Origin of the sequence: Hymenobacter coccineus (assembly GCF_001816125.1) — a bacterium.
Taxonomy (GTDB): domain Bacteria; phylum Bacteroidota; class Bacteroidia; order Cytophagales; family Hymenobacteraceae; genus Hymenobacter; species Hymenobacter coccineus.
Genome location: NZ_MDZA01000078.1, coordinates 1 through 10,395, shown reverse-complemented (window position 1 = coordinate 10,395; position 10,395 = coordinate 1). Strand labels below are relative to the sequence as shown.

General features: G+C 66.3%; 9 protein-coding genes and 1 pseudogene. 4 read left to right on the top strand and 6 right to left on the bottom strand.

From position 1 onward, the window contains the following. Nucleotides 1–798: 3' terminal RNA ribose 2'-O-methyltransferase Hen1 (locus tag BEN49_RS06150; RefSeq protein ID WP_070742169.1), on the bottom strand; the 798-nt coding region annotated here is incomplete at its 3' end. A 31-nt stretch (nt 799–829) separates the two neighbouring features. Beyond that, nucleotides 830–1,680 (bottom strand): annotated as a pseudogene (gene murI / locus BEN49_RS06145) (glutamate racemase). A 112-nt stretch (nt 1,681–1,792) separates the two neighbouring features. Between murI and BEN49_RS06140 the strand changes: the two are divergent. Beyond that, entirely contained in the window at nt 1,793–2,035 is a 243-nt protein-coding gene (locus tag BEN49_RS06140) for a hypothetical protein (protein WP_070742167.1), read from the top strand. A 142-nt stretch (nt 2,036–2,177) separates the two neighbouring features. On the opposite strand, the gene BEN49_RS06135 is transcribed toward BEN49_RS06140, so the two are convergent. After that, on the bottom strand, nt 2,178–2,705 hold the full coding sequence (locus BEN49_RS06135; protein WP_070742165.1) for a GNAT family N-acetyltransferase: 528 nt from the start codon (nt 2,703–2,705) through the stop codon (nt 2,178–2,180). Between the two features lie 282 nt (nt 2,706–2,987). After that, nucleotides 2,988–3,671, bottom strand: a complete 684-nt coding sequence (locus BEN49_RS06130) for an arylesterase (protein ID WP_070742163.1) — start codon at nt 3,669–3,671, stop codon at nt 2,988–2,990. 293 nt (nt 3,672–3,964) lie between these two features. Here BEN49_RS06130 and BEN49_RS06125 point away from each other — a divergent pair, with 293 nt between their 5' ends. From BEN49_RS06125 to BEN49_RS30435, 3 genes are all read left to right on the top strand, one after another. Continuing rightward, nucleotides 3,965–4,672, top strand: coding sequence for an ABC transporter ATP-binding protein (locus BEN49_RS06125; protein WP_070742161.1), 708 nt, complete (start codon nt 3,965–3,967; stop codon nt 4,670–4,672). Between the two features lie 46 nt (nt 4,673–4,718). Next, complete coding sequence (locus tag BEN49_RS30440) at nt 4,719–6,023, top strand: ABC transporter permease (protein WP_317040403.1); 1,305 nt, start codon at nt 4,719–4,721, stop codon at nt 6,021–6,023. Between the two features lie 302 nt (nt 6,024–6,325). Further along, nucleotides 6,326–7,219, top strand: coding sequence for an ABC transporter permease (locus BEN49_RS30435; RefSeq protein ID WP_317040404.1), 894 nt, complete (start codon nt 6,326–6,328; stop codon nt 7,217–7,219). Between the two features lie 389 nt (nt 7,220–7,608). Here BEN49_RS30435 and BEN49_RS25390 read toward each other — a convergent pair whose 3' ends face one another. Together BEN49_RS25390 and BEN49_RS06110 are read right to left on the bottom strand one after the other, a co-directional pair. Continuing rightward, on the bottom strand, nt 7,609–8,436 hold the full coding sequence (locus BEN49_RS25390; protein WP_083325823.1) for a PA2169 family four-helix-bundle protein: 828 nt from the start codon (nt 8,434–8,436) through the stop codon (nt 7,609–7,611). A 297-nt stretch (nt 8,437–8,733) separates the two neighbouring features. Next, on the bottom strand, nt 8,734–10,074 hold the full coding sequence (locus BEN49_RS06110; RefSeq protein WP_083325822.1) for a BNR repeat-containing protein: 1,341 nt from the start codon (nt 10,072–10,074) through the stop codon (nt 8,734–8,736). Between the last annotated feature and the right edge of the window lie 321 nt (nt 10,075–10,395).

The following is a 10,395-nucleotide window of genomic DNA, read 5'->3' as shown; positions in this document are numbered from 1 at the left end:
GGCGCGCCGGGGGCGGGCGGTTTCGGGGGCGTCGGGGGCCGCGGGCTCGGGCAATTCTTCCTCCGTGCCTTCCAGCAGCCGCGCCAGCGTGGGGTTGACGTAGGCGGCCAGGTAGCGCAGGTAGCGGCGCGTGATGAAGCCGCGCTCGGGGTGCTGGGGCAGCCAGCCGGCGCCGCGGTGCAGCAGCTTCTCGGCCTCGTTCTCCCCGATGTAGTAGTGCTTGTCGTTGTCGAGCACCGGCAGCAGCACGTAGAGGTGGGTGAGCACGTCTTGCAGGCGCAGGCCGCTGTGGCGCAGGTGCAGGGTGTAGTAGCGGCTGTCGCCCCAGGCGGGCACGGTGGGGTCGAGCGGCGTGGTTTCGATGGCGACTTCGTAACCCAGCGGCTCGAAGAGGCGGCGCGGCCAATCGGGGCCCGGGGCCGACACCACGGCCACTCTCACGGCCAGCGGCAGGGCCTGCGCGGGCAGGTCGGGTCGGTCCTTGCAGGTGCCGTTCATGGCCGTGCCGAAGGCCTTGCTCAGGGCCCCGCTCAGGAACGACGAGGCCACGTAGGGCCGGTCGTTCACGTACTGCTCCAGGGCGAAACCCTCGCCGCTGGGGCCCCGGCCGCGCACGAGGCCCACGGGGTCGAGGTCGAGCAGCAGGGCGGCGGTGCAGCGCTCGGCCGTGGCTTCGGGGTAGAATACGTGGGCCTGGCCCCCGGCCACTTCCACGCTTTGCAGGCGCGCGGGGTTCTTGTGGAGCAGGTAGCCGAGGTCGGTGGCCGGCTGGTAGGTGGTGGTGATGGTCAGGAGCATGGGGCGAATGTACTCTTCCCCACACAACCCCCTACTCCCAGAGCGGGTAGTGCTCCAGCTGCACTTCCTGGCCGAAGAAGATGCGGGTACTTTCCTCGAACGAGCGGGTGAAATCGGACACGTAGAAGTGGTGGGCCGGTGGGGCCCCGGCGGCCGGCGCGGCCAGCAGCTGGCGGGCCGCCAGGGCCTCGGCCACGGTGGCGCCACCACGGCGGAGGGGTCGAGCACGGCCACCCGGCCCTGGTAGTAGGCGTCTATTTCGGGCTTGATGAGGGGGAAGTGGGTGCAGGCCAGCACCAGGGCATCAATGCCTTGCAGGGTGGGGTGGGCGAGGTAATCGTGGATGATGGCCGCCGACACGCGGCCGTCGAAGTAGCCCTCTTCGATCATGGGAATGAGCAGCGGGGTGGCCAGCGCGTGCAGGTCCACGCCGCGGTCGAGCTCGTCGATTTTCTTGCGGTAGAGGTTGGACCCCACCGTTTGCTTGGTGCCGATAAGGCCCACCGGGCGGCCGGCGTAGTGGCGGCCCACGTGCGCCACCACGGGGTCGATCATGCCCACCACCAGGGCCTTGGAGCCTACGTATTCGCGCACCAGCTCGTAGGCCGCGGCCGAGGCCGAGTTGCAGGCGATGAGGATGAGCTTGCAGTGCTGACGCAGCAGCACGTCGCAGATTTTGATAGAATAGGCCTGGATGGCGGCGGTGCTTTTCTCGCCGTAGGGCAGGTGGGCCGTGTCGCCGAAGTACACCAGGCGTTCGTGGGGCAGGCGCTGGGCCACGGCGCGGGCCACGGTGAGGCCCCCGATGCCGGAGTCGAAAACGCCAATGGGCCGGGCGGCGGGGTCGGGGCTGGGGGCGGCGGGGGCAGCGGGTGCGGTCATGGGGCAAAGGTAGCGGGTGCGGCCAGGCGGGCCTTTGGGGCCCCGGGGGGTGCTGATTTTTGCCGGGTGGGGCCCTACCTTGCCGCTTCCATTTATTGCCCGTTGGCCCGCCATGAGCAGCACCGTGAGCAGCACCGTTTTGGCCGAAATTGACCGCGCCCTGGCCGCGCACGACCCGCAGCAGGCCCCGCCGGTGGCCATCCGCCTGGGGGCCCACTGGTTTACCCAGCTTACCCTGGACGCGGCCCGGGGCCCCCTGCCCGGCCTCAGCACCGACGCCGGCCGCCCCCTCGCCTACCGCCACCTGGAACTGCTGCGCGACGAGGTGGACGTGGACGGCCTGCGGGTGATTTAGTGATTATAAGCCTCTTGAATAGGTTTATATCATGCTGAGCCTGCGAAGAACATTATCACTGCTGAACGACCTGTTCTGTCCTAATAAGATGCTTCGCAAGCTCAGCATGACAGTTTCCATTTGAATAGCCTCTGAGTAAGCCTCACGACGGGGCCAGCCGCTCCAGCAGCAGCACATCGCAGCCGTGGTACTGGGTGCGGGCAAACTCCTGGTAGCCCAGCTTGGCCGCCAAGCCCCGCGAGGGGGCGTTGGCCTCGTCGATGAGGCACACGGTGCGCGGGGTGGGCAGGTGGGCATCGCCCCAGGCCAGGGCGGCCTGGGTAGCCTCGGTGGCGTAGCCGCGGCCGTGGGTGTGCGGGGCCAGCACCCAGCCCATTTCCGGCCACCCTTTCACGGAGGGCTCGACGGCGCGCTGCCACTCGCCAAAGCCCACGTTGCCAATGAAGTGGCCGGTGGTTTTTTCCTCCACGGCCCAGTAGCCGTAGCCGTACAGGGCCCACACGCCGAGGTGGCGCAGCATCTTGGTCCACACCTCTTCCTCGGGCAACGGCCGGCCGGCGAGGTAGCGGTAGAAATCGGGCTCCTGCCACATGGCCACGAACGGCGCGAGGTCGGCCGGGTGGTGGCCGCGTAGCCGCAGCCGCGCAGTTTCGAGGACGGGGATGGCCATGGCGGGGATTTGGTGCTTGGGATTTGGTGCTTGGGATTTGGTGCTTGGGATTTGGTGCTTGGGATTTGGTGCTTGGGGGTTGGGCCGTTTTGTATTCAAACCTAAACATCGTTTAACAGAGTGGTTCCTAAATTAGGAACCACTCAAAACAGCACGTCATGCTGAGCGTAGTCGAAGCATCTCTCCCGCTTACCATTCAATGGTTACTGCTGCGGAGGAGATGCTTCGACTTCACTTCGTTCCGCTCAGCATGACCGTTTAGCTGATTCCCAAGCACCAAAACTACCGCAGCAACGGTTGCAGCGTGTGCCACACGGTGCGGGCCACGATGCGGTGCCCGGCCGGCGTGGGGTGGATGCCGTCTTTCTGGTTGAGCTTGGGGTCGCCGCCCACACCCACGAGCAGAAACGGGATGAGCGCCACCTTGTTCTTGTCGGCGATTTCCTGGTAGATATTCTTAAAATCGTTGGTATACGACTGGCCCAGGTTGGGCGGGATTTGCATGCCGGCCAGCACGATTTGGGCCCCAGGGCTGCGGCGCCGCACCGTGTCGATGATGCCTTGCAGGTTCTCGCGGGTAGAGCTAACGGAAATGCCGCGCAGGCCGTCGTTGCCGCCCAGTTCCAGCACAAACACCGATACCGGCTGGCGCAGGACCCAGCCCACGCGGCTGCGGCCGCCGGCGGTGGTTTCGCCGCTCAGGCCGGCGTTGATGGTTTCGTAGTTCAGCTTGGCCGAGTCCAGCTTCTGGCCAATGAGGGCCGGGAAGGCCTCTTCGGGGTCGACGCCCAGGCCGGCGGTGAGGCTGTTGCCGAAGAACAGGATGCGCTTTTTGGTATCGGCCACGGGCGCGGCGGCGGGGGCCCCGGCGGCGGCAGCGGATGTTTTCTCGGCGGGGGCATTGGAGTTGCACGCGCCCAGCCCGAGGGCGAGCAGCGCGGCAACCAGCGGAAGCGGCAATTTCATGGGCAAGGTTTGGAGCGAAAGTCGAGGCGTTGGGCGAAAGTTTGCGCCGGTCCTCAAACGATGCGGGGGCCCCGGGCGTTATGAGGGCGGTGGGTGCGAGCAGGATGCAAGTAGGCCGTCATGCCGAGCGAGCCGAGGCATCTCGCGTGCTGAACGAATCGATTGGATTGGTTCAGCACGCGAGTGCCTCGGCTGCGCTCGGCATGACGTTCTGGTATCAAATATCCGCCCCGCTTCCGCGTCTACCCTAATTAGGGCCCCGGGGCCCTCCCCTAATTCGCAATTCGTTCGCAATGAGCATTCTTAAAGTCGAAAACCTCACCAAATCGTACCCCAGCGCTGGGGGCGCACCGCTCACGGTGCTGCACGGCGTCAGTTTTGAGCTAGCGGCCGGCGACACGTTCGCCATTGTGGGGCCCTCGGGCTCGGGCAAAACCACCCTGCTGGGCCTGTGCGCCGGCCTCGACCGCGCCACTTCGGGCAGCGTGTGGCTTAACGGCATTCAGCTTGATACCTTGAGCGAGGACCAGCGCGCCGCCGTGCGCAACCAGCACGTGGGCTTCATCTTCCAGAACTTCCAGCTGCTGCCCACCCTCACGGCCCTCGAAAACGTGCAGGTGCCGCAGGAGCTACGCGGCGAAAAAGGCAGCGCCGCCACCGCCCAGGCCCTGCTCGAACGCGTGGGCCTGGGCAAGCGCGCCCACCATTACCCGGCCCAGCTCTCGGGCGGCGAGCAGCAGCGCGTGAGCCTGGCCCGCGCCTTCGCCAACCGCCCGGCCCTGCTCTTCGCCGACGAGCCCACCGGCAACCTCGACCCCGACACCAGCGACACGGTGGTGGACCTGCTCTTTGAGCTGAACCGCGAGGCCGGCACCACGCTCGTGCTCGTGACCCACGACCTGGAGCTGGCCGCCCGCACCCAGCGCACGCTGCGCGTGCGCGGCGGCACCGTGCAGGACGACGTGCGCAACCAACCCGTTAACGCCCAAGCCCGTGCATAGGGCCCCCACCGCGGAAGGCGCGGCCGGCTGGGGCTGGCTGCTGCGCATGGCCTGGCGCGACAGCCGCCGCGGCCGGGGCCGCCTGCTGCTGTTTGTGGCCGGCGTGGCGCTGGGCATTGCGGCGCTGGTGGGCATCAACTCGTTTGGCGACAACCTGGCGCGCAGCATTAATGAGCAGGCGCGCGAGCTGGTGGGGGCCGATTTGGTGCTCTCCAGCAGCCAGCCGTTCGACTCGGCGCTGGTGCCGGCGCTGCGGCGGCTGAGCCCGGTGCAGGCGCAGGAGCGAGCCTTTGGCTCGCTGGTGCAGTTCCCGCGGGTGCAGGGGGTGCGGCTGGCGCAGGTGCGCGGCATCACGGGCGGCTTCCCTTATTATGGCGATTGGGACGTGCAGCCGCGCGCGGCCGTGGCGGCCTTCCGGGCCGGCCGCGGGGCCCTGGTGGACGATGTGCTGCTCAGCCAGTTCGGGGCCCGGGTGGGCGACTCGGTGCGGGTGGGGCGGCTCAGCCTGCTCATCGTCGGCAAGGTGCTGCACACGCCGGGGCAATCGGGCCTGAGCAGCGCGGTGGCCCCAACGGTGTTCGTGCCGGGGGCCCTGGTGGCGGCCACCGGGCTGGTGCAGCGCGGCAGCCGGGTGCAGTACCGGCAGTATTTTCAATTCAAGGCGGGCACCGACGTGGCGGCCCTCATCAAGCCCTTCGAAACCCGTTTCGACCAGGCCAACATCGACTCCGACACCGTGGCCAGCCGGCAGCAGCGCACCGGCCGCGCCTTCCACGACCTCACGCGCTACCTAAGTTTGGTGGCCTTCGTGGCGCTGCTGCTGGGCTGCGTGGGCGTGGCCAGTACGGTCAGCCTCTACGTGCGCGAGAAGCTGGCTGCCGTGGCCGTGCTGCGCTGCCTAGGGGCCAGCGGCCGCCAGGCGCTGCTTATCTACTTAATTCAGACGGCTGGGCTGGGCTTGCTGGGGGCCCTAATTGGGGCCGCGTTGGGGGCCGGGGTGCAGGCGATTTTGCCGCGCGTACTCGGCGATTTTCTGCCGGTGGCGGTGCGCGTGGGCGTGTCGTGGCCAGCCATTGCCACCGGCGTGGGCGCAGGGCTGGGGCTGGCGGTGCTCTTCGCGCTGCTGCCGCTGCTGAGCATCCGGCGGGTGGCGCCGCTGCGGGTGCTGCGCGCCGCGTTCGAGGCCGATACGGCCGCGCCCGACCGCTGCGCGGGCTGGTGCTGGGCGTGCTGGCGCTGGGCATCCTGGGTTTTGCCTACCTGCAAACCCACGAGTGGAAGCTGGCCCTGGGCTTCGGCGCGGGGCTGGCGGCGGCGCTGGGGGCCCTGGCCGGCCTCGGCTGGGCCCTGACGTGGGCCGTGCGCCGCTACTTCCCCGGCGGCTGGGGCTACGTGTGGCGCCAGGGGCTGGCTAACCTCTACCGCCCTCAAAACCAGACGCTTACGCTCATCATATCCATCGGCCTGGGCACCTTCCTACTGGCGACGCTCTACCTCACCCAGGGCCTGCTGCTGAGCCGCGTGGCCACCGCCGATTCGGGCAAGCAGCCCAACCTGGTGCTCTACGACATCCAGCCCGAGCAGCGCGCCGGCGTGGAAGCCCTGCTCACGCAGCGCGGCCTGCCCATCGTGCAGCGCGTGCCCATCGTCACGATGCGCCTCTCGGCCATCAACCGCCGCACGGTGACGCAACTAAAGCGGGACACCGCGGGCGGCAAGGGCATCCCAACCTGGATTTTGTCGCGCGAGTACCGCGTGACGTACCGCGACACGCTGAGCCCCAGCGAGAAGCTAACTGCTGGCACCCTCCCCCGCCGGGCCCGACGGCACGCCCTACGTATCGGTGGACAACTCTTACTTCGAGCGGGCCAAGCTGAAACTCGGCGACACGCTCACCTTCAACGTGCAGGGGCCCCGCTGGTGGCCATCGTGGGCGGCACCCGCGAGGTGGACTGGAGCCGGGTGCAAACCAACTTCCTGGTGCTCTTTCCCAAAGGCGTGCTGGAGGGGGCCCCGCAGTTCCACGTCATCCTCACGCGCACGCCCAACACGGCGGCGCTGGGCGCGGTGCAGCAAGCCCTGGTGAAGCAGTTCCCCAACGTGTCGGCCCTCGATTTGGGGCTGATTCTGCAAACCATGGACGACATTCTGAGCAAGATTTCCTTCGTGGTGCGCTTCATGGCGGGCTTCAGCATCGCCACCGGCCTGCTGGTGCTGGCCAGCTCGGTGGTGGTGAGCCGCTACCAGCGCGTGCGCGAAAGCGTGCTGCTGCGCACTCTCGGGGCCAGCCGCCGCCAGATTTTGCGCATCACGCTGGTTGAGTACGCGCTGCTGGGCCTGCTGGCCTCGCTGGCCGGCATTCTGCTGTCGGTGCTGGCGGCCTGGGCCCTGGCCACCTGGGTATTCGACTCGCCCTACACGCCCAACCTGCTGCCGCTGTTGGGGTTAGCGGCCGGCGTGGCGGCCCTCACGGCGGCCATCGGCCTCTTCAACAGCCGCGACGTGCTGAATCGCCCGCCGCTGGAAGTACTCCGCGCCGAGGGCTAGGCATTGGCTTAATTTTTAGGTCAGTGTGAAGGATTGTAAAACGGAGTGGCACTCCGTTAGGCGTCCGCACGAGAACGGAGTGCCACTCCGTTTTACAGCGCCGGGCGCAACGATCCTGAAACTGCGCTTTCTTCTCGTTATCAACTACTTGCCTAAGTAAACTGGCGCTGGTCTAAAACGGGGTGGTCCGGCGACTTTTTCGGTCGTCGGGCCACTCTCACTAAAAAAACAGCGGCTTCGAGCAATCGTCAGAGTGGTCGCGACCGAAAAAGTCGCCGGACCACCCCGTTTTAGACCAGCGCTGATAAGCCAACTGTTGCCCGCTAACAAAGCCCCCCGGCGCAACCAGTGTACTGGTCGTGCCGGGGGCTCTTTTTAGGTAAGGTCTACTAGCGTTGGTGCTTGGTCAGCTCCTTGAGGTGCTTGTAGGTTTTCTTCGACTGGCCGAATTGCTTTTGCACCGCGTCGCGCATCTCCCCCTTGAGGGCTTTGCGGCGCAGCGCTTTTTTGTAGGCTTTGATGGCCCACCGTTCGCCGTACAGGTTGGCGGCCAGAATGGCTTTCTCGTCGCGGCCGGTTACCAGGGCTTGGGCATCCATCAGCTTGCGGTAGAGCTTGCCTTTGAAGGTGGTACCGGTTTCGCGCTTGCCGCCCACCTTCTTGAGGTAGGTGTTCAGGGTGCTCGAAAACTGCTGGCTCTGGGCCACCAGCAGCTCGTAGTAGCCGCGCAAATCGGCGTTCGTGGTTTCGGCCACGGCGCGCTTGTAGCCTTCGATGCGGTCGTTGACGAAGAGCAGCAGCTGGTCGAGGGCGGCGGCTTTGCGCTTGTCTTTGCCTTTTTTCTTGGGGGCTACCAAGTAGGTCAGGCCCAGGGCCACCAGGGCCCCACCCACTATTTTCTGGGTATTGCTGAGCGAGTTGAAGCTTTCGACAGTCTTGTCACTAGCTTCTTTAACAGAAGTAACGGCTTTGTCGCGAGCGTCTTTGGCAGCAGTAACAACCTTGTCGCTGGCATCCTTGGCAGCAGTTACGGCTTTGTCGCGGGCATCTTTGGCGGCAGTTACGGCCTTGTCGCTGGCGTCTTTAATAGAAGCCGGCACTTTGTCGATCAAATCAGCCACTGAACTGTCAGAAATGGCGTTTTTAGTTTGGTCGACCAAGTCATTGGCTTTGTCAACGGCCTGGTCGGCAGGCTTGGAATTCAGGGAATTGTCCATGTTGTCTGGAAAGAGGTGTTTACTAACGCGTCTTTATACGGCCCCACGGCCAAGTCGTTAGCCACAACTTTTAATGGCCACTGCCAGGGCCCCCAGCGGCTGCACTTTGCAGCGCGGATTTTTAGCTGCGCCGGCCGCCAACTGTAATTCGCATCGCTGCCGGGCAGCCTGGTGGTAATCGGCAGGACGAAGCGAGGGCCGCGGACTGCAACCGAAGGTGGGCGCGGCCAAAGACCCCGTTGCAGACCGTTCGGCGACTGGGCAGCTGCGCGCACTAGCCGCGCCACTGCTACGGGCCTACGGCGTCCACTCCAACACGGAAACCGGCTGGGCGGGCAGGGCTTCCAGGGTTTCGCCGTCGCCCTGGCCGGTGCGCTGGATGAAGAGGCTCAGCACCTGGCTTTGCTGCCAGCGCTCGGTGTCGTAGGTGGGTTCCCAGTTGCCGAGGCCGGTGGTGGTGAGGTCCTGCACGGCCCACTGGGGGCGGGCCAGGTCGGGGCAGGTGGCCAGCGAGGCCTTGTCGCCGCGCTCGGCATCGCGGAACACCACGTAGGCCGCCGTGGTGCCCGCCCGGGTGCGCACCAGCACCTGGGGCCGGGCGATGGGAATTTTCTTGGTGCCGCCGCCGCTTAGGCTGAACTGCGCGCTGCGCTGCCCTACCTGGCTCACCTGCCAGCTTTTACCGTCGTGGTACACCAGCTGGTACTGCGGGGCGGCGCTGCCCGCTGACCGCCAGTAGGTGGCGATGTAGGGCCGGCCCTGGGCATCGGCGCACATCGAGGTTTGGTTGATCAGCTCGCTTTTTTGGGGGATGCGCAGGGCGTATTCGGCCGTAGCGGCGGTGATGGGCAGGGCGTAGGCTTCGCCGGTGCTTTTTTGCCAGGTGCGGCCGCCGTCGCGCGAGCGGGCGTAGGCCAGGTCGTGGTTGGTGGCCACGTCGGGCGTTTCGCGCCACACCCACGAAAGGTGAAACGTGCCCTGCGCGTCGATGGCGGCCTGCCAGTAGGCGTTGCGCTGGCCCTGGCCGTCGAGGAGCACGGTGTGCAGGCGCGTCCAGCGCCGGGTTTTGGCGTCGTAGCGGTTCATCACCAGGTTGCCGTTGCCCGAGCCGCCGGCGCGGTACAGAAACGCCAGGTCGCCGCTGGGAAAGCGGTAGAACTCGGGGTAGCTCACCTGGTCTTCCTGCTGGCCGGTCATGGGCAGCAGGGGCGTGAGGACCAGGGCCCCGGGGCGCAGGCCGCGGTTGTAGTGCAGCCGGTTGTTGTGGTGGTCGTAGGCCACGTGCAGGTAGCCGGCGCCGTCCACCATCAGGCTGATGTCATTGTGGGCATCTTCGACGTGGGCGCGGTAGGTGGTTTTTTCTACCTGCCAGGGGCCCTGGGGCAGCGTGCGCTTGGCCAGCACGAGGTACCCCACCGAATCGTAAAAAGCCGTAAACTGCTCGTTCTTAAACGTCACCAGCGAGTTTTTGCGGAACACGACGGTATTTACCGCGTTGCGGGCCCAGCCGTAGCCCACCACGCTGGCGGGTGCCTGGGCCCGCAGGGGCCCCGCCAGCAGCAGGAGCACGAGCAGCGCAACGGCGCTTTTAAGGAGTGAAAACAGCGGCCGGGCGGCGGGGTGAAATAGGTGGATCATCAAAGGTCAGGAGGGGCGAATAGTACGTTTTGGAGGAGCACTCACAGCTTAGCAATTGAACGCCATGCAGCGCGCAGCGAAGTATCTCTATTGCGGCAGTAGTCCCTGATTTAGTCAACTGGAGAGGTGTTTCGCTGCGCGCTGATGATCGGTTTTTGTTCCGCGCGTACTTGCGCACGATTACTTAGCGGCACAATAGTAACCGCTGCCCCCCCTGGCAAGCCCGGCGGGCCCGGCCTGGGCCGCTACCGCGCCGCACGTGGCGAGGCAGCGCAGGCCGGCGCCCACCGTGCCCACCCACAGGCGGCCGTCGGCGGCGAG